Here is a 24,835-nt window from a genome sequence, read left to right on the forward strand (position 1 = left end):
AGCCGCATGGATGCGGCTTGGGAGCCTACACGGACGTACTTGCGGCGTGTCCCGCCAACCTACCCACGCCAGCCCACGCCACCCCACCCGCAGCGCCGAGGCTCTAGCTCCGGCTCCAGCTCCGCTCCGGCTCCGGCTCCAGCTCCGGCCCCGGATAAACCCCACCCCACCCCCCACCCAGTACACTCCCCGCCCGCTCCCCGCTTTTCGTTGCCAGCCCGATGACCGACCCGATCCGACTCGACAAACGCCTCACCAGCCTGATCGGCTGCTCCCGTGGCGACGCCCAGCGCTACATCGAAGGCGGCTGGGTGACCGTGGACGGCAACGTCGTCGAACAACCCCAGACCCTGGTCACCGACGAAACCATCGTCCTGCGCGAAAACGCCGAAGCCACCCGCACCGAAACCGTCAGCATGCTGCTGCACAAGCCCGCCGGCATGCCTGCCAACGAACTCAGCGCCCTGGTCACCCCCGACAGCCGCAGCGAACTCGATGCCACCGGCGTCACCCTCCTGCAGCGCCATTTCCACGCCCTGCACCTGGTCATGCCCCTGGCCGACGAAGACAGCGGTCTGGTCGTGGTCAGCCAGGACGGCCGCGTCGTCTCCCACCTCAAGGACCGCGGCGCCACGCTCGAACAGGAATACCTGGTCGAAGTCAGCGGCGAACTCGTTCCCTACGGCATGAAGCGCCTCGCCCACGGCCTGAGCTTCCGCAACTGGCCCCTGCCCCCGTGCAAGGTCAGCTGGCAGAACGAAACCCGCCTGCGCTTCGCCATCAAACCGGTACAGCCGGGCCAGCTGCGCGACATGTGCCGCCAGGTCGGGCTGGAAGTGATCACCGTCCGACCCCTGCGCAGCGGCCGCGTCGCCATGGGCAAACTCGCCCCGGGCCAGTGGCGCTACCTGGCGCCGGACGAACGCTTCTGAGCCGTGTCGCGCGGCCCTGCACTCGCGGTGCACGCCGCGCCCGCTTAGCATCGGCGCATGACTGAAAAAAAGCCGCTCTGGCGCCGGATGCTGCGCTGGCTGGGAATCGTACTGGCCGTGCTGGAGCTGCTGGTGCTCAGCGGCCTGCTGCTCGCCGACCATCTCACCCCCAAGGCGATGGGCCCGCACAGCACCGTGCTGCCGCTGCAGCCCAGCCAGACCGTCATCGATCGCGAACTGGTGCGGCTGCAGGCCGAGCATCCCGGCCAGTCCGGCGTGGCCTTCCTGGCCGATGGCCTGGACGCCTATGCCGCCCGCGCGGTGATCACCCGCCATGCCGAGCGCAGCCTGGACCTGCAGTACTACATCTGGCACGACGACATGGTCGGGCACCTGATGGCGCAGGAGTTGTACCAGGCCGCCGAACGCGGCGTGCGCGTGCGCATCCTGCTCGATGACATGAACGCGCAGGACAAGGACGCGCTGATGATGGCGCTCGACGAGCACCCCAACATCGAGATCCGCCTGTACAACCCGTTCCGCAACCGCAACGGCCTGTGGCGGCTGGTGGAGATGGTGCAGCGCTTCTTCAGCGTCAACCATCGCATGCACAACAAGGCCTGGATCGCCGACGGCCGCGTGGCGATCGTCGGCGGCCGCAACATCGGTGAGGAGTATTTCAGTGCGCGCGCGGATGTGAACTTCCGCGACCTCGACCTGCTCGTCGCCGGCAAGGCCGTGTCCCAGGCCAATGACATCTTCGATGCGTACTGGAACAGCGAAACGGCGGTACCGATCGCCGCACTGGCGTTCTACACCCCCGCGCAGCTGCGCCTGCTGGTCCGCGAATCGGCGCACGAGGCCAGGCTCGCCGCCGCGCAGCCTTACCTGCGCCGGGTCGAGCAATCGCAATCGGCGCACGCGTACTATCGCGATACGGTCGACCTGCACTGGTCGGCGAACGTGGAGATCGCCTCCGATCCGCCGATGAAGCACCGCCGCGACGACCAGGCCAACTGGCTGGTGACCCGGCTGGTGCGCGAACTGCAGGCCACCGAGCACAAGGCGTTGCTGATTTCGCCCTATTTCGTGCCGGGTGAGGAAGGCACCGAAGGCATGGCCGCGATGGTCCAGCGCGGCGCCACGGTCGGGGTGGTCACCAACTCGCTGGCCGCCAACGACGTGGCCGCCGTGCATGGCGGATACATGCACTACCGCGCGCCACTGCTGCGCAACGGCGTGCACCTGTACGAGCTCAAGGCGCATACCCCGGCTGGCAACGGCGGGCTGTTCGGCAGCAGCGGCGCCAGCCTGCACACTAAGGCGTTCATGCTCGACGACCGGCGCGGCTTCGTCGGCTCGTTCAACCTGGACCCGCGCTCGGCCTACCTCAACACCGAGATGGGCGTGCTGTTCGATGATGCGGTGTTGGCCGCGCAGTTGCGCGCGGAATACCTGCGCCTGGCCGATCCGAAGCAGAGCTACTGGGTCACCCTGGATGCGCAGGGCCGGGTGCGGTGGCTGGACCGCGCAGCACAACCGCCGGTGCTGATCGACCACGAACCGGACACCTCGGTCTGGCTGCGTGCCAGTGCGCAGGCGATCAGCTGGTTGCCGCTGGAATCACAGCTGTAAGCGGGCATTGAATGGCAGCCACGCATGGCGTGGCTCTACCCCGTGGTGACAGTCCCGGGGCCATCGCGCGCCACCAAGCGGCGCCATGTGCACGTTGATCCACGTACGCCCGCCCCCCCCCCGTCACGCCATCGGCAACAACGCCGGGTAGTGCCACGCCATGCGTGGCAGGCGCTGGCGCATGGCAGGGGGCGGCGCATGGCAGGTCCCCGGCTGTCAGCCCATGCACGACCCGCATCCGCTACCGACAAGACGACTCAGGCCTCGATCGGCTCGTCGGCGTCCAACGTCTCCACCGCGCGCCCGTGCAGGCGCCGCCAGATCCACTGCAGCGCGTGCGCCGGGGTGGCGTGCTGCTGCTCCAGGATCGCCAGCGCCTGGGCCTGGCCGATGCTGCCGTGCCGGCACAGCAGGCTGGCCGCCGCCGCCGCCCGTGCGAAGCGCAGGCTGGCCGACAACCCGGCCTGTGCGTCATCCCCGCCGCGCAGCAACGTTTCATGCACCGACGGCGGCAATTCCCATGCCGCCGCGATGCGGCTGGCCACCGGCAGGGTCCAGGCATCCAGCAACTGCGCGGCCAGCGCGCGTGAGGGCGCCGCCCCGTCCTGGCCGGCGCAGGCATCGAGCAGATGCCGCATCACCAGCGCTGCGCCCAGCCCCTGGGTCAGGCCCAGCCACTGCGCGGCGAACGCGTCTTCGTGGGTCACCAGCCGCGCGTGATCGGCGGCCGCGCGCGAGGCCAGCAGCGCGTGTTCCCAGATCACCGTGCCGAACTGCGGGAAGGCCTCGCAATGCAGCTGCATCACCGGCTGCACCAGCACCGCGCTGATGATCTGGCGGATGCCCTCGGTCCCCACCAGCGTCACGGCCCGCTGCAGGCTGTCCACCGGCTTGGCCTGCAGGCGATAGACCGGACTGTTGGCGATGCGCAGCAGGTTGCCGGTCAGCACCGGGTCCTGCCCGATGATGGCGGCCATCGCGCGCGCCGAAGCGTCGTCGTCGTTCACCGTCTGGATCAGCTGCGGCAGCAGTTGCGGCCGCCGGGGCAGATGCCGGGCCGACCAGTCACGCTGTTCCAGGGCGGCCACCACCGCCGCATGCAGCGCCGGATCGCCCGGCCCCGGCGTCGCATCCGCGTCACCGCTGCGCGAGACCAGGGCCAGCGCATGCAGACCGGACTGCAGCAGCGCCGTGACCGGCAGCGCGCCGCACGCCGGCGCCGCCGCGGCGTTCGCCGCGCGGTCGCCCGTTGCGGGCTGCCGACCGGTGCCAGTCTCCGGAGCGCGCGCGGCGCGCCAGCGCACGATGCCCAGCGCAAGCGCACCTGCGCCCAACAGCCCTGCCCCCACCATCACCAGCGTGGTCATCGGCGCCGCCGCCCTGGCCGGTACCGCTTCTGTGTTGTCGCCACTGCACCCACGTCGTCCGTCCTGGCATTGCTGGTACTGCGCACCGTTGCCACGGCATCGGCCTGATCTTCAGCAACTTTAATGACCCCGCCCCACCGAGACCGGGTGCGACGCCTGTCAGGCGGCCATCCTGAACCCTGACAACACCCTCCGGCGGAATGCACTAGAATGGCGCCGCGCGACCCGTCACCCGATCAGACGAAGTCGCTTTTTTTGTTTTGCAACCCACCTTTTGCTGGTTCGTTCGCCGCCGTTCGCCACCGTTCGCACCATCGGAGTCGCCATGTTATTTGAAACCCTCGAAACTTCCGGTCACGAACAGGTGGTGTTCTGCCACAACCGCGATGCCGGCCTGAGGGCGATCATCGCCGTCCACAACACCACCCTGGGCCCGGCCCTGGGCGGCGTGCGCATGCGCCCCTACGCCAGTACCGACGAGGCACTGGCCGACGCGCTGCGCCTGAGCCGCACCATGACCTACAAGAACGCGCTGGCCGGGTTGAACGTGGGCGGCGGCAAGGCGGTGATCATCGGCGACCCGCGCCAGGACAAGAGCGAGGTGCTGTTCCGCGCCTTCGGCCGTTACGTCGATTCGCTGGGCGGCCGCTACATCACCGCCGAGGACGTCGGCACCGATGTCAACGACATGGAAAACATCTACCTGGAGAGCGAGTACGTGACCGGCGTGCACCAGGTCCACGGCGGCTCCGGCGACCCCGCACCGTTCACCGCCTACGGTGCCCTGCAGGCCCTGATGGCGTCGATGCAGCACAAGCTGGGGCATGAGGAAGTCGGCAAGGCCAGCATCGCCGTGCAGGGCCTGGGCCACATCGGCATGGAACTGGTGAAGTTGCTGCGCGACCGCGGCGCCAAGCTGTACGTGACCGATCTAAACAGCGCACTGGTCGACCGCGCGGTCACCGAGTACGGCGCCGAGGCGGTCAAGCCGGACGACATCTACGACGTCAACGCCGATGTGTTCGCCCCGTGCGCGCTGGAAGGCGCGATCAACCCGCAGACCCTGCCGCGGCTGAAGTGCCGGATCGTCTGCGGCACCGCCAACAACCAGCTGTCCAGCCTGGAGGTGGGCGATGAACTGCATGCGCGCGGCATCCTGTACGCGCCGGATTATGCGGTCAACGCCGGCGGTGTCATGAACGTTTCGCTGGAGATCGACGGCTACAACCGTGAGCGCGCGATGCGCCTGATCCGCAGCATCTACCACAACCTCGGCCGGATCTTCGCCTTGTCCCAGAGCGAGAACATCGCCCCGCAGCGCGCGGCCGACCAGATCGCCGAAACCCGCATCCAGTCGATCGGCAAGCTGAAGATGCCGCTGGGCCGCACCCGGCCGCGACTGGGCACGCTGCGCGGCAACTGATCGCGCGGGACATCCCCAGTGGCGAAGAAGGGCGCGATGCAATCGCGCCCTTCTTCGTTTCATACAACCGCATGCCGGCCCGGGCCGGCACCGGAACGCGGTGGATCAGAACGCCGTCGAGTAGCGCAGCGCGACCTGGCTGAGGTCGCCGCGCGGACCGAAGCGCTGGTCGTAGCCGAACGACATGCGTGTATTGCGGCTCAGCCAGGATTCCACCGACAGCCCGAACAGGCCGCCCGAGCGCGCCGGTTGCAGGCCGGCCAGCGGCGCCCATGCCTCCACGCCGACAAAGCTGGCGTCCTGGGTCAGGCCATCACTGGACAGCAACTGCTGCCATTCGGCATAGCCACGCAGCGACCAGTTGCCCCACTGACGTTCGGCACGCACGCCGGCCAGTGCCTGGGTGCGCGTGCTCAGGTTGCCTTCGGTGCGCAGGCCGAAGCCCAGGCCACCCTGCTCGGTGAAGCGGTCGTTGTCCACGCGCGAGTAATCCGCGCCCAGGTACGGCGTCAGCGACGCGCGGCCATCGCCAAAGCGATAGCCGGTTTCCACGCTGGCCGCACTGAAACTGCCACCGTATCGGGCATTGACCCCGTACTGACCGGCCCCCAGCAGCAGCTGGCGGTCGATCTCGCGCGTGAACTGACCCGCGCCCACCTGTCCCAGCGCGTAGGCACGACCGGCGTTCCAGCCGGCGTACAGCTGCGCCTGCGACTGGCGGTCGCGGCCACGATCACTGCCCCAGTCGCGGTTGTTGTGGGTGCGGGTTTCACCGAAGGCGAAGCCCATCACACCATTGCTACCGAGGGCCATGTCCTGGCCCATCATCCAGCCGCGCGTATCGGCGCCACTGGCCGAGAAGCTGCCCTGCCCGACCTCGCCCAGCTGGCTTTGCCAGGTGCCGCGCAGGCGCGGCGCGCCCTGCAGCTCGCCGAAGCGCGCCGACAGCGCCCGACGGTTGAGGTCGATGCTGTCGAAGGTGGCGGCCGTGGCCAGCGCATGCGCCTTGCCGGACAGGCTGTCCAAGCTGGCCTGCAACGCCTGGTTGCCCTGCACGCGCTGCAGCTCGCCGGCGCCGTCGGCAAAGGCACTGCCGGCCAGACCGCCGCCATCCAGCACTTCGAAGGCCGATTCCACCCGGGCCGCCGACGCCAGTGCGCTGCCGCCCAGGCCGGCGTTGACGCTCGCCGAGGTGACACTGATGCGGTCGGTGGTCAGGGTGACATCGTTGCTCGCGTGGGTCAGCGACATCTGCAGCAGCGTCGTCGACTGGCTCAGGTTGTGGGTGACACCGGCAAAGGTCCCGATGACGCCCTGGTCGGCATGCAGCACGCGCTGCGTGCGGCCATCCTGCGGGACATAGCCGCTGAGGATGGCATCAACGTACACAGTGCCGGCCAGCGTCGCGGTACCGGTGATGTTGAGCGGATTGGAACCCAGCGCGATCATCAACTGGCCGGTGGAACGCTGTACGTAATTGCCTTCGATGGTGGGCGTGACGTTGGCTTCGCGCACGATCACCGACGCACCGTTGTCGACGTTGCCCTTGACCCGCGCGTTGCCCGACAGGAACTGCAGCGCGGCCAGATTGGGGCTGCCGCTCTGCGCCACCACCACCACGTTGGAGGTGATCGAGGCCCCCTCGCGAAGGGCCAGCGTGCCGCGCTCGATCCGGGTGTCGCCGGTGTAGGTGTTGGTGCCCGACAGACCCAGCGCGCCGGCACCCTGCTTGACCAGCCCACCGCTGCCGGTGATGTTGTTGCTCCACACCGAGTTCAGCCCGGTCTGGTTGACGTCCACGGTGGTGTTGCCCCAATCGAACCGCCCGGGCCCGTTGATCGCCTTGGCGATGTTGAGCAACCCGTAACCGAAGGTGCTGTCCACGCCCGCCGCACCGAGATCGGTGGCGGTGCCCAGCAGCGTCTGGCGGACCAGGTCGTTGCTGAAATACGGGTATTTCTGCCACACCAGCGCAGCGGCACCGGACACCAGCGGCGCGGCGAAGGACGTGCCGTAGTTCCACAGGTATTTCGGGGTGCCGGTGGTGTAGGCCGGATCGACGTAGACCGCCGCGCCCGGGGCGGCCAGGCAGTAGCGCGCGGCCACGCCGCAGGCGTTGGCGTAGGACGCCAGCTTGCTCGGGTCGGTCGAATCCACCGCGGTCACGCTCAGCCAGCCGCGCTCCAGATCGGCCGCCGGCAACGTGCCGGCTGGGCCGGCCTGGCTGGGCAGCGCGGCCATGCTGGACGGATTGGGCTTGCTTTCGTTGCCGGTGGCGAACACCACCAGCCCGCCGTTGCTCAGGATGAAGGGACGGTATTCCTGTGCGATCGGCGCGGTCGCGGACGTGTTGGTCCAGTACAGACCGCCCCAGGAGTTGTTCATCACCTTCACGCCCTGGGTGATCAGGTCCTGGTGGACCCCGGCCAGCCCCAGCGCGCCGGTGACTTCGTTGCCGTTGCCGCTGCCGTCATCGGTCGGGCGGGTATCGGCGATGATCCGCGCCGAGATGATCTGCGCGCCTGGGGCGATGCCGCCCTGCCAGGAACCCACCGCCTTGCCGGCGGCCAGCTCGGCCACGGCGGTGCCATGACCGACCACGTCATCGATGTTGAGGTTGTTGGTGCGCGGATCGACATAGCTGTAGTTGGCCAGTACCCGCCCGGCCAGCGCCGGATGGTTGCGCATCACGCCCGAATCGACCACGCCGATGCGCACACCGGTGCCATCGAGCCCGGCGGTGCGCGCCGCGCCGGCCTGGGTGATGGTGAGATGCGCGTCGAACGCCGGCTCAAGCGGCTTCGGCGGCGTCGGGGTAGTCGGCGGTGGCGTGGTGGGCGGCGGCGGTGTCGTCGGTGGTGGATCGACCCGCACGTTGTTGCCGCCACCACCGCCACCGCAGGCGCCCAGCGCCGCAGCCATCGCGGTAACCAGCAGAGACCGCCCCAATACTGCCTTGTTCATCCTTGCATCCCCATTGACGTGTGAAATCTCCCGCCCGGTCGGTCCTCCTGGACCTGACCGGCGGCAAGTGCCATGCCTGCGTAGCCGGCCGGTGCTGCGCAGTGTGCCGGGAAAACACGGCACCGCCAATGGCGTACGTCCCAGTCCTGCAAGCGCCCGGGCCACTGTGGCCTGCCGACACCGGTGGAAAACCGCGACCCCCTATACTGGGCCACCCCACGCAGTCTGCCGGGAAGCGCATCGGGTTCTGATGCCCGCGCCCCCATTTCGTATATCGCTCACGCACCAACGAGATTGCCATGTCCAATATCGTCATCGCCGCTGCCAAACGCACCGCCATCGGTTCCTTCCTGGGCCAGTTCAACGGCGTGCCCACCCCCACCCTGGGCGCCACCGCGATTGCCGCGGCGCTGCAGCAGTCCGGGGTACCGGCCGCGGATGTTTCTGAAGTGATCATGGGCTGCGTACTGCCGGCCAACCTCGGCCAGGCGCCGGCCCGCCAGGCTGCGATCGCCGCCGGCATCCCGGTCTCCACCGGCGCCACCACGCTCAACAAGGTGTGCGGTTCGGGCATGAAGGCGATCATGCTCGGGCATGACCTGATCAAGGCCGGCTCGGCCAGCATCGTGGTGGCCGGCGGCATGGAGTCGATGTCCAACGCCCCGCACCTGATCCCCAACTCGCGCACCGGCACGCGCTTCGGCAATTTCCAGGCAATCGACCACATGGCGCACGACGGGCTGGTCAACGCGTATGACGGCAAGGCCATGGGTGAGTTTGCCGAATGCGCGGTGGACAAGTACCAGGTCAGCCGCGAGGAACAGGATGCGTTCGCGATCGAATCGGTGCGCCGTGCGCAGGCCGCGCAGGCCAGCGGCGCGTTCGCCGACGAAATCGTCGCGGTGACGGTATCCACCCGCAAGGGCGAGGTCGCCTTCGACCAGGACGAGCAGCCGGGCCGCTCGGATATCGCCAAGATTCCGACCCTGCGACCGGCCTTCAAGAAGGACGGAACGGTCACCGCCGCCAGCTCCTCCAGCATCTCCGACGGCGCTGCCGCCGTGGTGCTGCTGACCGAAGAAGACGCCCGCGCCCGCGGTGTACAGCCGCTGGCCCGGATCGTCGGCCATGCCACCCACTCGCAGGCACCGGAGTGGTTCACCACCGCCCCGATCGGCGCGATCCAGAAGCTGCTGGAAAAAACCGGCTGGGGCCTGGACCAGGTCGACCTGTTCGAGATCAACGAGGCCTTTGCCGTGGTGGCCATGGCGCCGATCCGCGAACTGGGCATCCCGCACGAGAAGGTCAACGTCAACGGCGGCGCCTGCGCACTGGGGCATCCGATCGGCGCTTCGGGTGCGCGTCTGGTGGTCACCCTGGTGAACGCCTTGCGCAAGCGCGGCGGAAAGCGCGGCATCGCCACCCTCTGCATTGGCGGCGGGGAAGCAACGGCAATTGCCATCGAATTGATTTGATTGAAATTAACGCGCATTTCTCAAAAATGAATGCGCGATCGCTTGACAGCCAAACGTGGCTTGTCATCATGTTGCCGGGCGCGCAATAGCGCGTTGCCTAATCTAACGACGAGGATTCACACAAATGAGCATCAACAAGCTGCTGATCGCGATGGCCCTGGGCCTGGCTCTGACCGCCTGCTCCAAGCAGGAACAGGCTGCTGACGCTGCTGCTTCGGCCAACGAAGCTGCCGCCGACGCCCAGGTCGCTGCCGACCAGGCCGCTGCTGCTGGCGCCCAGACCGCCGACGCTGCCCAGGCTGCCGCCGACACCGCCACCACCGCTGCTGACGCTTCGGCCGATGCCGCTGCCCAGGCTGCTGGCGCTGCCACCGACGCTGCTGCCGGCACCGCTGCCGACGCTGCCAAGGCCGGTGAAGCCACCGCCGAGAAGGCCAAGGACGCTGCTGAAGAAGCCAAGAAGTAATAACTTCTTTCTTCAAGCAAGTCTGAAGAAGCCGCTGGTTCGCCAGCGGCTTTTTCTTTTTCCGCGGTGTGGCGACCCGGCCTTCACGCGGGGATGAATAGGCTGGCCTCCCTACGATCCCCGTATTGGAGAGCGCCATGACGATCCGCCCGTTAACCACCACCCTGCTGGCTGCCTCCCTGCTGCTCGGCCTGGCTGCCTGCAAGGGCCCCGAAGCCGAGAAGGCCCGCCAGGACGCCGCGCAGGCCGCCGACAGCGCCAACGCTGCCGCCCGCGAAGCCGTCGACAAGGCTGCCGCTTCTACCCGCAATGCCGCCGATGAAGCCGCCGCTGCGTCCGAGCATGCCGCCGCCGACACCCAGCAGGCGCTGGACCGCGCCGCCGCCGCCACGTCCCAGGCCGCTGGCGAAGCAAAGGACGCGGCCAAGGATGCCGCCGCCCACGCCAGTGGTGCTACTGCCGACGCCGCCGAGAAGGTTGCCGACAAGGCGCGCGATGTGGCCGATGAGGCCAAGAAGAACGCCAACGAAGCCAAGCACTGAGTCAACGCGCACGCGTGACGCCGACGCCCCTTCCTTGAAGGGGCGTTTTTCGTTTGCTCAGGGCAGCGCCCGGGCCAGCACGGCGGCGAAATCCAGATCCACCGGCAGGGTACCGAAGGCCATCGCGTGCTCGCCGCCGAGTCGCGAGCGGATGAAGGCCGCCGCGTTGGGGCTGTCCGCGCGCAGCAGCGTGGCCGCCTGCAGCAACAGCGCCAGGCGCTCGGTGATGCTGCGCGCCTGCGCTTCCGAGGGGGTTCCGGCGAGGGCGGCACGCAGGGCCTGCAGCGCCGCATCGTAGCCCGGCTCGCGGCCGAGCACGCCGCCCAGCTCGGCCTCCAGTACTGGCAGCGCCTGTGCCTCGCGCGACAGCGCCCGCAGCACGTCCAGGCACTGGATGTTGCCGCTGCCTTCCCAGATCGAGTTCAACGGCGCCTGCCGGTACAACCGGGGCAGGATCGATTCTTCCACGTAGCCGGCGCCGCCCAGGCATTCCTGCGCCTCGTTGACGAACACCGCCGCGCGCTTGCACACCCAGTACTTGCCCACCGCGGTGGAAATACGCGCGAACGCCGCCTCTTCGGCACTGCTGCCGGCGCGATCCACCGCGCGCGCCACGCGCATCGCAAAGGTCGTGGCCGCCTCCGATTCGATCGCCAGGTCGGCCAGTACGTTGGCCATCAGCGGGTGCTCGCACAGGCGCCTGCCGAAGCTGTCGCGATGGCGCGTGTGGTGCAGGGCCTGCGCCAGTGCCATGCGCATTTCCGCCGCGGCACCCAGCATGCAATCCAGCCGGGTCATCATCACCATGCCGATGATGGTGGCCACGCCACGGCCTTCCTCGCCGACCCGTTGTGCCCAGGCGCCACACAGTTCCACCTCGCTGGAGGCGTTGGACCAATCGCCCAGTTTGTCTTTCAGCCGCATCAGCCGGAACGCATTGCGGTTGCCGTCCTGCAGGCGTCGCGGCATCAGGAAACAGCTCAGTCCCCCCGGCGCCTGCGCCAGTACCAGAAAACCGTCGGACATCGGTGCGGAGAAGAACCACTTGTGCCCGACCAGCCGATAGCTGCCGTCGGCCTGCGGTTCGGCGCGCGTCGTATTGCCGCGCACGTCCGACCCACCCTGTTTCTCGGTCATGCCCATGCCCAGGGTGATGCCGTGTTTGTCGGCGATCGGCACGTCGCGCGGATCGTAGTGCGGGGCGGCCGCCTTGTCGGCCCACTCGGCCAACGCGGGGTCCTGGCGCAGCACCGCGACCGCGGCGTGGGTCATGGTCAGCGGGCAGCTGGTGCCGGCTTCGGCCTGGTGGTGCAGGTAACTCAGTGCCGCACGCGCAACGTGCGCACCGGCGCTGCCGTCATACCAGGACAGCCCGGCCACGCCGTGGCTCTTGGCCGCGTCCATCAGCCGATGGTACGCAGGATGGAATTCGACCGTATCGATGCGATGACCCTGCGCGTCGTGGGTGCGCAGCCGTGGACGATCACGGTTGGCATCGAAACCCAGCTGGTACAGCAGGTCGCCAGCCAGCACGCCGTACTGGGCCAGCCGCGCACTGAACGCACCGCCACCTTCGCGCTCCACCGCCGCCACCAGGGCCACGTCGTCGGCCCACAGATTGCGGCCACTGAACGGCGGTGGCTGGTTGAACACCTCGTGGGTTTCGAACGCGGGCAATACGGACGTCATCGCAGCGGCCTCCTGGCCTGGGGTTGCCCCGATTCTGCCGCATCGGGGTGCAGGCCGCCGTTCAGGCGGATTCTCACCTCCTGCACGAGTGCGGCGGCACAGTGCGATGCATGAGCCTGACGACGACGAACAACGATCTGGTGGTGCTGCGACCGGAAGGCCTGTACTGCCCGGCCGGGGATTTCCACATCGATCCGTGGCGGCCGGTCCCGCGCGCGGTGATCACCCATGGCCACGGCGACCACGCGCGCAGCGGCATGGGCCAGTACTACTGCAGCACCGACAGCGTGCCGATCCTGCGCTGGCGGCTGGGCGACGTACCGCTGCAGGCCTACGACTACGGCCGTGCGTTCCGGCTGGGCGATGTCGAGGTGTCGCTGCACTCGGCCGGGCATGTGCTGGGGTCGGCGCAGGTGCGCATCGACGATGGCACGCAGGTCTGGGTCGCCTCGGGCGACTACAAGCGCCAGCCCGATCCCACCTGCGCGCCGTTCGAGGTGGTGCCGTGCGATGTGTTCATCACCGAGGCCACGTTCGCCCTGCCGATCTACCGCTGGCAGGACACCGCCGAGGTGGCGGCGGAGATCGTGGCGTGGCGGCGCGAATGCGCCACGCGCGGCGAGGCGGCGATCCTGCTCTGCTACGCGCTGGGCAAGGCGCAGCGGGTGCTGGCCGAACTGCTGCCGCTGGACGACCAGCCCGCGTGGCTGCACGGGGCCATCGCCAACGGCGTGGCGGTCTACCGGCAGGCCGGCATCGCCATGCTGGAGACGCATACCGTGGCCGAACAGGGCCGCGAACCCGACGCGGCCGGCAAGCTCATCCTGGCGCCGCCGTCCGCGGCGGGTACGCCGTGGCTGCGCCGCTTCGGCAAGCATCAGCTGGGCTTCGCCTCAGGCTGGATGCGGTTGCGCGGCAACCGGCGGCGGCGCAACTACGATCGCGGCTTCGTGGTGTCCGACCATGCCGACTGGCCCGCGCTGTTGCAGACCATCGAACAGACCGGCGCGCGTCGGGTGATCGCCACCCACGGCAACACCGATGCGCTGATCCCATTCCTGCGCGAGCGTGGGGTGGCCGCCGAAGCGTTCCGGACCGATTTCGGGAGCGAGGAATGAAGGCATTCGCCGCGCTTTACCAGCGCCTGGACCGCAGCACCGCCACGCTGGACAAGCGCGCCGCGCTGGTTGCGTATTTCCGCGACGCGCGCCCGCACGATGCGGCCTGGGCGCTGTACCTGCTCAGTGGCGGCAAGGTCGGCGGCGCTCGGCGGAAGATCGCGGCCAGCGGCGAACTGCGCGCCTGGATCGGCGAGGAGTCCGGGTTGCCGGCGTGGCTGGTGGACGACAGCTACGACCAGGTCGGCGACCTCGCCGAGACCCTCACGCTGCTGCTGGATGATCCGACCGAATCCGGCAGCGACCGGCCCCTGGCCGAATGGATCGAAGCGCACCTGCTCACCGTGGCCAACCAGGACGAAGCGGTGCGACGCGCGGCAGTGGTGGCGGGCTGGCGGCAACTGCCCGCGGGCGAACGACTGGTGTTCAACAAACTGCTGACCGGCGCGCTGCGGGTGGGCGTGTCACAGCGCGTGGTGCAGCAGGCACTGGCCGAATTGTCGGGCATCGACATCGCCCGCATCGCCCAGCGCATGCTCGGCGAATGGGTGCCCTCGCCCGGCCTGCTGGCGGCCCTGCTGTCGCCCGAAGAACGTCCGGAGGATCGCCAGCAACCGTATCCGTTCTTCCTCGCCTCGCCGCTGGAGGCCGAGGCCGACAGCCTTGGCCCGATCGAGGACTGGACCCTGGAATGGAAATGGGACGGCATCCGCCTGCAGCTGCTGCGACGCAAGGGCGAGGCCGCCCTGTGGTCGCGCGGCGAAGAGCGCCTGGATGGCCGCTTCCCGGAGATTGAAGCGGCGGCGATGGCGCTGCCCGATGGCTGCGTGATCGATGGCGAACTGCTCGCCTGGCGCGAGGGCGACGATCAGCCGTTGCCGTTCACCGCGCTGCAGACGCGCATCCAGCGCCGCAAGCCGGGGCCGAAGACCCTGCGCGACACGCCAGTGCGGGTGCTGGCCTACGACCTGCTCGAAGCCGACGGACAGGACCTGCGCACGCAACCGCTGCACGCGCGCCGCGCGCGGCTTGCCGCGCTGCTCATCGCGCTGGACGACCCGCGCATCGTGCTTTCGCCGTCGGTATCCGTCGCCGACTGGCCGGCCGCGGCCGCACAGCGCGCGCTGGCCCGCGAGCGCGGCGTGGAAGGATTGATGCTCAAACGCCACGACTCGATCTACCAGAGCGGTAGACGGCGCGGCGATTGGTGGAAGTGGAAGATCGATCCGTTGACCATCGACGCGGTGATGATCTACGCGCAGGCCGGCCACGGCCGGCGCAGCACGCTGTACACCGACTACACCTTCGGGGTGTGGGACGGCGACAGGCTGGTGCCGGTGGCCAAGGCCTATTCGGGCCTGGATGACAAGGAAATCCTGGCGCTGGACCGCTGGATCCGCGCCAACACCGTCGAACGCTTCGGCCCGGTGCGCAGCGTGCGCGGCGAGCAGGTGTTCGAACTGGGTTTCGAAGCGGTCAACCGCAGCAGCCGGCACAAGTCCGGCATCGCGGTACGCTTCCCGCGCATCCTGCGCTGGAGGCAGGACAAGCCGGCCAGCGAGGCCGATACCCTGGCGCAGCTGCAGGCCCTGGCGCGGTGACCCGACGCGAGGCGACGGCGAAACTGGCCGCGTGGTTCGCCAGCCGCGGCTGGGCGCCGTTGCCGTTCCAGAAGGCGATGTGGCGCCACTACCTCTCCGGCGCCTCGGGCCTGCTGCACACGCCCACCGGCAGCGGCAAGACCCTGGCGATGTTCGGCGGGCCGCTGCTGCAGGCGCTGGCCGATCCACTGCCTGTCACCGTTGCCGGGCGCGCACGCAAGCCGGTGCCGGTGCTGCAGGTGCTGTGGATCACCCCGCTGCGCGCGCTCGCCAGCGATACCGCACGCGCATTGCGCGAGCCGCTGGCGGGCCTCGGCCTGGACTGGCAGGTAGGCCTGCGCACCGGTGACGCCAGCGCGCGGGACAAACGGCTGGCGCGCGAGGGGCGCGTGGATGTGTTGGTCACCACGCCCGAATCGCTGGCCCTGCTGCTCAGTTATCCCGATGGCATGGCGAAGATGCGCCAGCTGCGCTGCGTGGTGGTCGATGAATGGCACGAACTGCTGGGCAACAAGCGCGGCGTGTTGCTGCAGTTGAACCTGCGGCGGCTGCGCGATGCGTTGCCCGCCCTGCAGCTGTGGGGGCTGTCGGCAACGCTGGGCAACCTGGACGAGGCCCGCGAGGTGCTGCTGCCCGATGTACCCGATGCACCGCTGGTGGCCGGCGCACGACCGCGTCCGGTCAGCCTTGAGACATTGCTGCCCGCGCACGGGGAACGCTTCCCCTGGGCCGGCCACCTCGGGCTGTCGCAGCTGCAACGGGTACTGGAAAAACTGCTGTCGGTGGGCACCAGCCTGCTGTTTACCAACACCCGCGCGCAGGCCGAGTTGTGGCACCAGGCGCTGTCGGCGGTGTGGCCGGAAGATCCAGCCACGCTCGCGCTGCACCACGGCTCGCTGGACCCGGCGTTGCGTCGTGAAGTCGAACAGGGCCTGCGTGACGGGCGCTTGCGCTGCGTGGTGGCCACCTCCAGCCTGGACCTGGGCGTGGACTTTCCAGCGGTGGACCAGGTGCTGCAGATCGGCAGCCCGAAAGGCATCGCGCGGCTGCTGCAGCGCGCCGGCCGCGCCCGCCACCGTCCCGGCGAATCGGGCCATATCGTCTGCGTTCCCTCGCATGCGCTGGAGCTGGTGGAGTATGCGGCGGCACGACGCGCGCTCGCCGCCGGGGTGATCGAAGCACGGCGCCCCCCGCGGCTGTCGCTGGACGTATTGGCCCAGCACTGCGTGAGCTGCGCGCTCGGCGGTGGTTTCCAGGCCGATGCGCTGTTCGAACAGGTCCGGCGGACGCACGCGTTCGCCGCGCTGGATGACGCGCACTGGCAGGGCGTGCTCGACTTCATCGTGCAGGGCGGTCGCGCGCTGGCGCAATATCCGGACTTCCACAAAGTGGTGCGCGACGACGATGGCGTGTACCGCGTGCACGACCGTCGCGTCGCGCTGCGCCATCGCCTGTCCATCGGCACCATCACCAGCGATGGCAGCGTCATGGTGCAGTTCCTGCGCGGCGGCCGGCTGGGCGCGGTGGAAGAACAGTTCCTGGGAAGGCTGCGGCCGGGCGATCGCTTCCAGTTCGCCGGGCGCCTGCTGGAACTGGTGCGGCTGGAAAACCTCACCGCGTATGTACGCCTGGCCAAGGGCGGCGACGGCCTGGTGCCACGCTGGCAGGGCGGCCGCTTGCCGCTGTCCGATGCGTTGGGGCATGAAATGGAGGCCGTGTTCGACGCCCCGGCGCAATCGCCGGAGATGCAGTGGTTGGCGCCGCTGCTGGCGTTGCAGTCGCGCTTGTCGGTGCTGCCTGCACCGTCGCGGTTGCTGGTGGAAACGGTGCGCCGGCGCGAAGGCCAGTTCGTGTTCGTGTACCCCTTCGCCGGCCGCCAGACCAATGAAGGACTGGCCGCGCTGATGGCGATGCGCCTGGCCCGGCAACAGCCCAATACCTTCGGTTACGCCGCCAACGATTACGGCTTCGTGCTGTCGCCAGCACGCGCGATCGAACTGGATGCCCAGCGCGTGCGCGAACTGCTGCAGCCGGCGCACCTGTTCGAGGACCTGCGCGACAGCCTCAACCTCGCCGAGCTGGCACGCCGACAGTTCCGCGACATCGCGCGGGTCTCGGGCATGCTGGTGCCGGCGCTGCCCGGGCGCACGCCGCGCAGCCTGCGCCAACTGCAGGCGTCCAGTGGGCTGCTGTACGACGTGCTGCGCCAGCACGATCCCGATCACATCCTGCTGGGCCTGGCCGAACGCGAAGTGCTGCATGCACAGCTGGACCTGGAGAGCCTGGCCAGCACGCTGCAACGCTGCCAGACGCGCACACTGAGCCTGCAGTCACCGTCCAGCCTCGGGCCCCTGTCGTTCCCGCTGTGGGCCGAGCGCCTGCGCGGCCAGCTCAGCAACGAAGACTGGAAAACCCGCGTGCAGCGCGCTGCACAGCAACTGGAGACACGTCATGGCACCTGAACTGCCGACCACCCTTGCCGGTGAGTCGCTGCTGCTGCTCGGCGCGCGCGCGCTGTACTGGCCGGCGCGCAAGGCCCTGCTGATCGCCGACCTGCACCTTGGCAAAGCCGATGTGTTCCGGCGTGCGGGCATCGGCCTGCCCAGCGGCGGCACCGCCGAAGACCTGCAGCGGCTGTCGACCCTGCTGCAGCGCCACGAGGTGGACACGCTGTGGATCCTCGGCGACGTGCTGCATGGCGTGGCCCATCGCACCTCGTGGTACCGGCAGTGGCAGGGCTGGCGCGAACAGCATGCCGCGCTGCAGATCGGTGCACTGGCCGGCAATCACGACCGCGCGCTGCCCAAGGCCGACCTGGGCATCGAACTGCTCGGCGAGCGCCTGCAGGCAGGTCCCTTCCTGCTGCGCCATGATCCGCAACCGCATCCGTCACTGCATGTGCTGTGCGGTCACATCCATCCGCTCGCGCGTCTACCGGGGATGCAACGGCGTTGGCCCGCATTCTGGCTGCGCGAGCGCCTGACCGTATTGCCGGCATGGTCGCGCTTCACCGCCGGTATCGCCCCGGTGCTGGCCGCGGGCGAACACCTGGTGGCCTGCGTGGAAGACGAGGCGATCGCATTGCCCGCCCGTCGCGCACCCACCGCTTAGCGCACTGAAGCCACCACCGCCGGTGGTGGCCTGCTGCTGCATTACATTGCGGGGACGAGCACGTCCGGCATCAATCGAATGTCGGCGGTATGCGGCCGGGGCCGCACCGGTTGGCGCAGGATCTCGGCCATCATGTCGTGTGCGGCGGCACGGATGCGTTGGTGCTGCTCCGGCGCGGCGTGGGTGATGAGGCTGGTGACGTGGAACTCGAATACATCGTCCATCACGTCAGGCTGATCCTCGTGCAGCATCTGCAACAATCCACGCAGCTTGCAGATTTCGGCATCCAGGACTTCGGCCGCGAACAGCATGTCACTCTCCTTCGGGGGTGCGATCGGTCCATCAAGGACCGTAGACGCAGGCGCCGCACGCAGGCCGCGTCTGCCCGTCACTTGTCGCACACACGGGGTGAGTTCGCCGTCAATGGAGGTTAAATGCATCTTCATCGACGCGCTGCGCGCCGCTGTCACGGGTGATCAGCAGAGGCGCGCAGCGTCCGGTGCCGCCAGGGCGTCGATGAAACCGCTCGACAGCCCCAGCGTGCCCAGCCAGCCACGCTGGGTACCGCTGAGCACGCGCAGCATGTGGCCACGACCGACCGGCAGGTTGCCCATCGGCTTGAACAACACATCACGCGCGCGCGCCAGCGTGTCGCGATCGGATTGGAACAACGGGGTCAGCCAGCGGCTCCAGAAGTGGTAGATCGCTACGTGCGCGCGGCGCTGCGCCACGTAGGCCTGCAGCGCGGCATCGCGGTCGCGGTGCGCACGCAGCGCATCGCGCAGCGCCAGCGCGTCCATCAGCGCCATGTTCACGCCCTGCCCCAGCTGCGGGCTCATCGCGTGCGCGGCATCGCCGGCCAGCACCAGCCGCTCGCGGCTCCAGCGCGACATCACCGCATCGCGGTAGCCCGCACGCGCCAGCTGCGCGCTGTCGCGCACGCCGTCCAGCCGCGCATGCGCCTGCGGCCACAGCGTGGCGATCTCTTCCAGCCAGCGCTGCAGGCCGTCGCGTTCCCACTGCGCGAACTGATCACGTGGCAGGCTCCAGAAGAAGCTCAGCCGCTGTTCGTCATCACCCGGACGCGTGCCTACCGGCAACAGCCCGATCATCTTGCGCGCCGCCACGTAGCGCTGCCGCAGTTCCTCGTAATGCGCCCAGTCGCCACGCGGCAGCAGGCACCACAGCGCGCCCCACGGGTACTCGCGGTCCAGCTGCGTGCCCTGCACGTGAGTACGCAGCGTGGAGCCGGCACCGTCGGCGGCGATCACCAGATCGTAAGGCCCGTGCCACCGGCCACGCGCGTCGCGCAGCCTTCCCTGCACGGCATCCACCTCGACAATGGTGGTGTCGGCCTGCAGGTTGCCCGGATGCTCCCAGGCCTGCGCCAACAACGAAAACAAGGCACCGCGCTGCATGCCCACGCCATGCAGGCGCGCGTCCAGCGTGGCGTAACCCATCTCCATCACCGTTCGCCCGCACGGGGTGTCGCCGTACAGGCGACGCACGGCCGCGCCGTGGTGCAGCACCTGCGGCAGCAGCTCCATCCGCCACAGCACCTCCAGTCCGGTGGGCTGCAGCAGGAAACCGGCACCGACCGGACCGGGCGCGACGGCGCGCTCGAAAACGTGCACGTCGTGATGGTCGCGTGAAAGCAGGACCGCGAGCGCTTGTCCCGCTGTGCCGTAACCGACAATCGCGATGGTCCGTCGTGGTGACATGGCTATCCTTGTTCGTGATCGGCATCACGCGCGATGCCGCTCGTTGCGCAGCGGTGCGTCCGCCGACAGCTAAAAAAAACCCCGCCGAAGCGGGGTTTTCAATGCGCAGGGCGATGAATTACTCGGCCGCCGGCACGATGTTCGAGGCTTGGGCGCCCTTCGGGCCCTGGGTCACGTCATAGGTGACCTTCTGGCCTTCCTGCAGACTGCGGAAGCCCTTGGAGTTGATCGCGGAGAAGTGCGCGAAGACGTCGGCGCTGCCGTCCTCCGGCGAAATAAAGCCAAATCCCTTGGCGTCGTTGAACCACTTGACGGTACCGTTCGGCATGGTGATGCGAGACCTTCTTCAATGAATGGGTGGTGTACGCTCAACCAGCGCACTGGCGGAGTATGCAAAGCTTGCTCCGCAATGACAATCACCCCCGTGCCAATTCGCCAATCAGTTCCGGCAATCCGGCCGACGCCGCGTCCACATTGGCCAGTACCTCGGCCATCGTGATTTCATCGCCATCGCCACAGCCGGCGGCCCAGTTGGCCACGATCGCCAGGCACGCGTAGTCCAATCTGAGCTCGCGTGCGAGGCTGGCCTCGGGCATGCCGGTCATGCCGACCAGATCACAGCCGTCACGCCGCATCCGCCCAATTTCCGCATTGGTTTCCAGTCGCGGGCCCTGCGTGGCGCCGTAGCAGCCGCCATCGTGCAGGCGCACGCCGGTGACTTTCGCCGCGGCCAATACCTTGCTGCGCAGCATCGGCGTGTACGGATGACCGAAGTCCACGTGCAGGACCTCGCTGCCGGGCTCTTCACTCAGCGTCGAGATACGGCCCCAGGTGTAGTCGATCAGCTGGTCCGGGCAGGCCAGCACGCGCGGACCGCAGTGCTCGGTGATGCCGCCCACGGTGTTGAGGGCGAGCACGCGGGTGGCACCGATCTGTTGCAGTGCGGCAAGGTTGGCGCGGTAGTTGATCTTGTGCGGCGGCAGCGAATGGCCTTCGCCATGCCGGGCCAGGAACGCCACGCGTTGGCCCAGCAGCGTCCCGACCCGGATCGGACCGGACGGGGTGCCGTAGCGCGTTTCGACCTGGTGGCTGCTGACATCATCCAGCTGGGCCAGTTTGTAGACGCCGGTGCCGCCGATGACGGCCAGTGAAATCGCTTCCATCATTCCTTCATCGCGTAGATGGCCGGCACGCAGCGCAGCGTTTCGTTGACGTCCATGCCGAACCCGAACACGTAGCGGTCCGGCAGGTCGATGCCGGCGTAGTCGGCCTTGACGTCCGGCAGCGCGCGGTCGTGCTGCTTGACCGTCAGCGCGGCGATGCGCACGTCGGTGGCGCCCTGCTCCAGGCACCAGGTGCGCACGCCCTGCAGGGTGTAGCCCTCGTCGAGGATGTCATCGACCAGCAGCACCCGGCGGCCAAACAGCGCGGTGGCCGGCTTGTGCTTCCACACCAGGTCGCCGCCGGTGGTTTCGCCGCGGTAACGGGTGGCATGCAGGTAATCGAACTGCACGTCCTGGCCGCGCGCGCCAAGCTCCAGCGCAAGCTGGCCGGCGAACGGCAGCGCGCCGTGCATGATCGACAGGAACAGCGGCACTTCGCCCTTGTAATCGCGCGCGATGGCGTCGGCGATGGCGGCGATGGCCGTGTCGATGGTGGGACGGTCGACCAGCAGGTCGGCCTGGGCCAGGGCCTGGGAAATGGTGAGGTTGGGCATCAGACGGTTCTTCCAAGGGTGTCAAGCAAACGGGATTGGGTGGTGCCATGGCGGGTGTCGGCCAGCAGGCCGTCCCAGCCAAGCGCGCCGCGACCGATCAGACCGATCAGCGCAGCGGTGTTGAGGGTGCGCGGCTGGACCGCGCGCAGCGATTCTTCGACCAGCTCGGGGTGGCAGACCAGCACCACGTCGCAGCCGGCATCCAGGTGCGCATCCACGCGCGCCTTGACCCCGCCGGCCGAGAACGAGGCGGCCATGCCGATGTCATCGGAGAACACCACGCCGCGGAAGCCCATTTCTTCGCGCAGAATCTGCTGGATCCAGCGCGGCGAATAGCCGGCCGGTTCCGGCGCGACCTGCGGGTAGACCACATGGGCCATCATCACCGCATCGGCGCCGGCGTCGATGCCGGCCGCGAACGGCACCAGGTCCAGCGCACGCAGCGCGTCCAGCGTGCGCGGGTCGGAGGCATCGTCCACATGGGTGTCTTCGCGCACCGTGCCATGGCCGGGGAAGTGTTTCAGGGTGGCGGCCATGCCGACGCTGTGCATGCCGTCGATGTAGGCGCGGGTAAAGGCGGCCACCACCTGCGGATCGGCGCTGAAGGCGCGGTCGCCGATGGCGAGGTTGCCACGCCCCAGGTCGACCACCGGGGCGAAGCTCAGGTCCACGCCACTGGCGCGTACCTCGCTGGCCATCAGCCAGGCGTGCTGGGTGGCCAGCGCCAGGGCGGCCTGCGGGTCCTGCCGGTACAGGGCATCGAAGCCCTGCAGCGGCGGCAGCGCGCTGTAACCCTCGCGGAAGCGCTGCACGCGGCCGCCTTCCTGGTCCACGCAGATCAGCTGCGGGCGTGGTGCGGCGGCGCGGATCGCCGCGGACAGCTCGGCGACCTGCTGGCGCGAGCCGAAGTTGCGCTTGAACAGGATGACGCCGGCCACGGCGTCGTGCTGCAGCCAATCGCGCTCCTGGGCGGTGAGTTCGGTCCCGGCAACGCCGATCACGAGCATGGTCGATCTCCAATACGGGGCGCCATGATGGCGCACCGCCGCATTGTCGCAGAACCCGCGCGCGCTAGGCCACGACTGCCGGTCGCCGCGGATTCACCTAGGCGCAGCCGTCCGGGCCGCAGTGGGCCCCGTCGGCCGCAGCGGCGGCATCGGGCGTCGCCGCGGCGATCTCGCGCAATGCCTGCGCGAAGCCCTCCGGCGGCTGGGCGCCCTGGATGGCGTAGCGGTCATCGACCACGAAGGTCGGCACCGACTGGATGCCCATGGCCTGGGCCTGGGCCAGCTGGGCCTGGATCTCCTCCAGGCCCTCGTCGCCGGCCAGCAGCGCGGTGACCCGCTCGGCCGGGATCCCGCCCGCGGCGGCGGCGTCGATCAGGGTCTGCGCGTCGGCGAGGTTGCGGCCTTCGACGAAGTGGGCACGGAACAGCGCCTCGCCCACCGGGCCCTGCACGCCTTCACGCCCGGCCAGCCACAGCACGCGGTGCGCCGGCAGCGTGGTCACCCGCACCTGGCCCTGGTCGAAGTCCATCGGCAGGCCCTCGGCACGCGCGGCGGTCTGGGTCTGGGACAGGATCTGTTCGGTGCGCTCGGCACTGCCGAATTTGGCGGCATAGGCCTGCCGCAGCGGCACCGGCGTGGTGCCCGCATCGGGGTCGAGCAGGAACGGGTACCAGTGCACCTCCACCTGCGGGGCGTCGTCGCCCAGCAGGGCCAGGCCCTGCTGGAAACGGTGCTTGCCGATCCAGCACCAGGGGCATACCACGTCGGACCAGATATCGATTTTCATCCGACCAGACTTTGGGCCGCCCGGGGCGTTTGCAAGGCGGGGCTCAGCCCCGTTCAGCGGCCGACCAGCGCGCGAAGGGATGCGCGGCCAGTGCCAGGTTGTAGTAGCGGACCTGGTCGGTGACCTCGGTGCCGGCCCACTCGGGCAGGTCGATGGCCTGGTCGGCGTGATCCAGCTCGACTTCGGCCACTACCAGCCCGGCGTTCTCGCCGAGGAATTCGTCCACTTCCCAGACCAGGCCGGCGTGATGCACCAGGTGCCGCCGCTTGTCGATCAGCCCGCCCACGCAGAGCGCCAGCAACGCGCGCGCATCCTCCACGGGGATCGGGTAGTCGAACTCCTGGCGGGTGTGCCCGATCTCCCGCGATTTCATGTTGAGGAAGGCCTGCTCGCCCTGGATGCGCACGCGCACCGAGGCCTTCTGTGCGCCGCTCTCCAGCGAGGCGGTGTCGTTGAGATAGCCCTGCGCCATCGGGATCACCGTGTGTGCGGCGGTGCGCCAGCCATCGCCGGTGACGAGGTATTTGCGTTCGATTTCAATGCCCATGCGCACAGTATGCGCGATCGTGGGGAAGCGGCCGAGCCGTGCTTCTATACTGGCGCGCTGCCCTGGAAGGACCCTCGATGAATCAGCTGCTCGCTCCCCTGTTGTTGTCGCTGCTGCCGCTGACCGCAGTGGCCGCCACAGCGCCGACCCACGCGCAGATCGAGGCGTCGATCCTGGCGATGATCGAGGCGGAGAAGACGCCCGCCGCATCCACCCAGGACCTGCTGCTGCACGCCATGTTCACCCCGCGCGGGTTCGAACACGGACCGTGTTTTGCCAGCGCTGCGGTGAGCGGCGCGTTCGAGTGCCTGGTCGGCATGGAGATGGGCATCCGCAACCGCTACCGCATGCTGCGCTTCCTTCCGCAGGGCATGGGCTGGGTGCTGGAAAAAGCGGATGTGCCGGCGCCGGTTCCCCCGCGCGAACGCGCCCGTGAGCTGCTCAGCGAACGCCTCGACGCGCGCGTGGCCACCCTCGCGGACGCGACGGCGCGCGGGCAGATGCGGGCCTTCCAGCAGCGGCTGCAGGTGATTGCGATCGAGGACTGCGAGCTGCGCGACATGGGTGCGGCCGAGATCACCTGCGATGTCACCGCAGGCGATGACACCGAGCGCGGCACCGAGCCGCAGACCTATGTGTTCGATGCACAGGGGCAGTGGCAGAACGCTGCTCCCGATGCCGATCGGTAGGCCACCTCTGGTCTGACCGGCCGCCGATCCGCGGCCGGCGCCAG

The 24,835-nt window shown here is 68.8% G+C and carries 22 protein-coding genes; 11 read left to right on the top strand and 11 right to left on the bottom strand.

Translation table 11 applies throughout. The annotated features are described in order from the left end of the window. Window positions 1-221 precede the first annotated feature (221 nt). Both RTO53_RS03700 and RTO53_RS03705 read left to right on the top strand, forming a co-directional pair. Entirely contained in the window at window positions 222-932 is a 711-nt protein-coding gene (locus tag RTO53_RS03700; protein ID WP_312236533.1) for an rRNA pseudouridine synthase, read from the top strand. A 57-nt stretch (window positions 933-989) separates the two neighbouring features. After that, window positions 990-2,567 (top strand): phospholipase D family protein, encoded by a 1,578-nt coding sequence (locus RTO53_RS03705; RefSeq protein ID WP_312236534.1) that lies wholly within the window; start codon window positions 990-992, stop codon window positions 2,565-2,567. A gap of 257 nt (window positions 2,568-2,824) precedes the next feature. Here RTO53_RS03705 and RTO53_RS03710 read toward each other — a convergent pair whose 3' ends face one another. Beyond that, window positions 2,825-3,934: an HDOD domain-containing protein gene (locus RTO53_RS03710; protein ID WP_312236535.1), complete on the bottom strand. Its 1,110-nt coding sequence runs from the start codon at window positions 3,932-3,934 to the stop codon at window positions 2,825-2,827. A 325-nt stretch (window positions 3,935-4,259) separates the two neighbouring features. Between RTO53_RS03710 and RTO53_RS03715 the strand changes: the two genes are divergently transcribed. Then, entirely contained in the window at window positions 4,260-5,357 is a 1,098-nt protein-coding gene (locus tag RTO53_RS03715) for a Glu/Leu/Phe/Val dehydrogenase dimerization domain-containing protein (RefSeq protein ID WP_312236536.1), read from the top strand. Between the two features lie 105 nt (window positions 5,358-5,462). On the opposite strand, the gene RTO53_RS03720 is transcribed toward RTO53_RS03715, so the two are convergent. After that, window positions 5,463-8,321: a S8 family serine peptidase gene (locus RTO53_RS03720; RefSeq protein ID WP_312236537.1), complete on the bottom strand. Its 2,859-nt coding sequence runs from the start codon at window positions 8,319-8,321 to the stop codon at window positions 5,463-5,465. A gap of 299 nt (window positions 8,322-8,620) precedes the next feature. Between RTO53_RS03720 and RTO53_RS03725 the strand changes: the two genes are divergently transcribed. The 3 genes from RTO53_RS03725 to RTO53_RS03735 all read left to right on the top strand — a co-directional run bounded on the left by RTO53_RS03725 (window position 8,621) and on the right by RTO53_RS03735 (window position 10,804). After that, window positions 8,621-9,796, top strand: coding sequence for a thiolase family protein (locus RTO53_RS03725; protein WP_312236538.1), 1,176 nt, complete (start codon window positions 8,621-8,623; stop codon window positions 9,794-9,796). Window positions 9,797-9,920: 124 nt separating this feature from the next. Beyond that, window positions 9,921-10,262, top strand: coding sequence for a hypothetical protein (locus tag RTO53_RS03730; protein WP_312236539.1), 342 nt, complete (start codon window positions 9,921-9,923; stop codon window positions 10,260-10,262). A gap of 137 nt (window positions 10,263-10,399) precedes the next feature. Then, window positions 10,400-10,804 (top strand): hypothetical protein, encoded by a 405-nt coding sequence (locus RTO53_RS03735; protein ID WP_312236540.1) that lies wholly within the window; start codon window positions 10,400-10,402, stop codon window positions 10,802-10,804. 57 nt (window positions 10,805-10,861) lie between these two features. Here the strand turns inward: RTO53_RS03735 and RTO53_RS03740 are convergent, their stop codons facing one another. Continuing rightward, window positions 10,862-12,493, bottom strand: coding sequence for an isovaleryl-CoA dehydrogenase (locus tag RTO53_RS03740; protein WP_312236541.1), 1,632 nt, complete (start codon window positions 12,491-12,493; stop codon window positions 10,862-10,864). Between the two features lie 110 nt (window positions 12,494-12,603). On the opposite strand from RTO53_RS03740, the gene RTO53_RS03745 reads away from it, so the two are divergent. Genes RTO53_RS03745 through pdeM form a run of 4 tightly spaced genes read left to right on the top strand, consistent with a single transcriptional unit; the run spans window position 12,604 to window position 18,323 of the window. After that, window positions 12,604-13,611 (top strand): ligase-associated DNA damage response exonuclease, encoded by a 1,008-nt coding sequence (locus RTO53_RS03745; RefSeq protein ID WP_312236542.1) that lies wholly within the window; start codon window positions 12,604-12,606, stop codon window positions 13,609-13,611. Continuing rightward, window positions 13,608-15,212, top strand: a complete 1,605-nt coding sequence (locus RTO53_RS03750) for an ATP-dependent DNA ligase (protein ID WP_312236543.1) — start codon at window positions 13,608-13,610, stop codon at window positions 15,210-15,212. Before RTO53_RS03745 ends, RTO53_RS03750 begins: the two co-directional genes overlap by 4 nt. Beyond that, on the top strand, window positions 15,209-17,674 hold the full coding sequence (locus RTO53_RS03755; RefSeq protein WP_312236544.1) for a ligase-associated DNA damage response DEXH box helicase: 2,466 nt from the start codon (window positions 15,209-15,211) through the stop codon (window positions 17,672-17,674). Before RTO53_RS03750 ends, RTO53_RS03755 begins: the two co-directional genes overlap by 4 nt. Beyond that, a complete protein-coding gene (gene pdeM, locus RTO53_RS03760; RefSeq protein WP_312236545.1) occupies window positions 17,664-18,323 on the top strand; it encodes a ligase-associated DNA damage response endonuclease PdeM in 660 nt (219 codons plus the stop codon). Before RTO53_RS03755 ends, pdeM begins: the two co-directional genes overlap by 11 nt. Window positions 18,324-18,364: 41 nt before the next feature. Here pdeM and RTO53_RS03765 read toward each other — a convergent pair whose 3' ends face one another. The 8 genes from RTO53_RS03765 to RTO53_RS03800 all read right to left on the bottom strand — a co-directional run bounded on the left by RTO53_RS03765 (window position 18,365) and on the right by RTO53_RS03800 (window position 24,102). Beyond that, the gene (locus RTO53_RS03765) at window positions 18,365-18,634 is read right to left on the bottom strand and encodes a hypothetical protein (protein WP_312236546.1); all 270 of its coding nucleotides are present in this window, start codon (window positions 18,632-18,634) and stop codon (window positions 18,365-18,367) included. Between the two features lie 165 nt (window positions 18,635-18,799). Continuing rightward, the gene (locus RTO53_RS03770; protein WP_312236547.1) at window positions 18,800-20,044 is read right to left on the bottom strand and encodes an NAD(P)/FAD-dependent oxidoreductase; all 1,245 of its coding nucleotides are present in this window, start codon (window positions 20,042-20,044) and stop codon (window positions 18,800-18,802) included. 118 nt (window positions 20,045-20,162) lie between these two features. Then, complete coding sequence (locus RTO53_RS03775) at window positions 20,163-20,372, bottom strand: cold-shock protein (RefSeq protein WP_256775853.1); 210 nt, start codon at window positions 20,370-20,372, stop codon at window positions 20,163-20,165. 88 nt (window positions 20,373-20,460) lie between these two features. After that, on the bottom strand, window positions 20,461-21,207 hold the full coding sequence (locus RTO53_RS03780; RefSeq protein ID WP_312236548.1) for an S-methyl-5'-thioinosine phosphorylase: 747 nt from the start codon (window positions 21,205-21,207) through the stop codon (window positions 20,461-20,463). Then, entirely contained in the window at window positions 21,207-21,761 is a 555-nt protein-coding gene (locus tag RTO53_RS03785; RefSeq protein WP_312236549.1) for a hypoxanthine-guanine phosphoribosyltransferase, read from the bottom strand. Before RTO53_RS03785 ends, RTO53_RS03780 begins: the two co-directional genes overlap by 1 nt. Beyond that, window positions 21,761-22,768: a beta-N-acetylhexosaminidase gene (gene nagZ / locus RTO53_RS03790; protein WP_312236550.1), complete on the bottom strand. Its 1,008-nt coding sequence runs from the start codon at window positions 22,766-22,768 to the stop codon at window positions 21,761-21,763. The genes RTO53_RS03785 and nagZ overlap by 1 nt, the downstream gene beginning before the upstream one ends. 97 nt (window positions 22,769-22,865) lie before the next feature. Next, window positions 22,866-23,555, bottom strand: a complete 690-nt coding sequence (locus RTO53_RS03795) for a DsbA family oxidoreductase (RefSeq protein WP_312236551.1) — start codon at window positions 23,553-23,555, stop codon at window positions 22,866-22,868. Window positions 23,556-23,598: 43 nt separating this feature from the next. Continuing rightward, window positions 23,599-24,102: a CYTH domain-containing protein gene (locus tag RTO53_RS03800; protein ID WP_312236552.1), complete on the bottom strand. Its 504-nt coding sequence runs from the start codon at window positions 24,100-24,102 to the stop codon at window positions 23,599-23,601. 77 nt (window positions 24,103-24,179) lie between these two features. Here RTO53_RS03800 and RTO53_RS03805 point away from each other — a divergent pair, with 77 nt between their 5' ends. Next, a complete protein-coding gene (locus tag RTO53_RS03805; protein WP_312236553.1) occupies window positions 24,180-24,791 on the top strand; it encodes a hypothetical protein in 612 nt (203 codons plus the stop codon). The last annotated feature ends 44 nt before the right edge of the window (window positions 24,792-24,835 follow it).

This window comes from Stenotrophomonas sp., from assembly GCF_031995405.1.
Taxonomy (GTDB): Bacteria; Pseudomonadota; Gammaproteobacteria; order Xanthomonadales; family Xanthomonadaceae; genus Stenotrophomonas.